Source organism: Nonomuraea aridisoli, from assembly GCF_003236395.1.
Lineage (GTDB): Bacteria > Actinomycetota > Actinomycetes > Streptosporangiales > Streptosporangiaceae > Nonomuraea > Nonomuraea aridisoli.
The window spans coordinates 1-873 of the sequence record NZ_POUD01000607.1 but is presented as its reverse complement, the minus strand read 5'-3'; the positions used below and the strand labels follow the sequence as shown (position 1 = coordinate 873).

At 69.0% G+C, this 873-nt stretch carries 1 protein-coding gene; it reads left to right on the top strand.

Translation table 11 applies throughout. From position 1 onward, the window contains the following. Window positions 1–476 precede the first annotated feature (476 nt). The coding region (locus tag C1J01_RS50915; protein ID WP_181449389.1) for an MFS transporter at window positions 477–873 on the top strand (397 nt) is incomplete at its 3' end.

The window sequence follows — 873 nt, the reverse complement described above, 5'->3', positions numbered from 1 at the left end:
ACCCCGACCCGTGAGACACCCCACGCGGGTGGGCGGTGGCGGCCGTGTGCGTGGTGGGCGAAGGCGCCCATGTGGGAAGGTGCCCTGTGGGGTGGAGGGGCGCTCCACCCACGGCTACCCGGAGGCCCGCACCTCCGCCGACCGCGTGCACTTCACCCGCGCCGGGTCCGCGTTCCGTACGCCCGTCGTGGTGGCGCGCGTACTCGCCCGGCGACGACCCGTAGGCGCCCGACATCTCCCGCCAGGGCGGGAGATACCTGATGTACTACGCGGCCTCCAGTTTCGCCTCCAACCAGAGCCAGTTGGTGACGGTCTTGGCGTCAGGTTCATGTCAGTGGCGTGCACGGTCCGTTACTCACCTGTGGTCGCCACCGACGGATTCGGCGCGGTTCGACCACCAGAAGAGGCTCTGGCGCAATCTCTGGGGAGCGATCACGTGCAGTGATCAGTTGTGCAAGGCCCCTACGGTAGATCAGGTGACCCCCGTTTTCCGTCGTTACGTCACCGCCGATGGCTTCAGCCAGTTCGGCACCCAGGTCACGCGCGTGGCCCTCCCGCTGGTCGCGCTGCTGGTGCTCGACGCGGGCCCGTTCGAGATCGGCCTGCTCAGCGCCGCCGGGATGATCGGTTTCCTCCTCTTCGGGCTGCCCGCCGGCGTGTGGGTGGACCGGTTGCGCAGGAAGCCCATCCTGGTGACGGCCGACGTGCTGCGCGCGGTGTCCCTGGCCTCCGTCCCGATCGCCGCACTGTTCGACGCGCTCACGCTGGCGCAGCTCTACGCGGTCGCCGTGATCGTCAGCATCGGCACGGCCTTCTTCGACGTCGCCCACCTGAGCTTCCTGCCCTCCATCGTGACCAAGGAGCAGCTGCCCA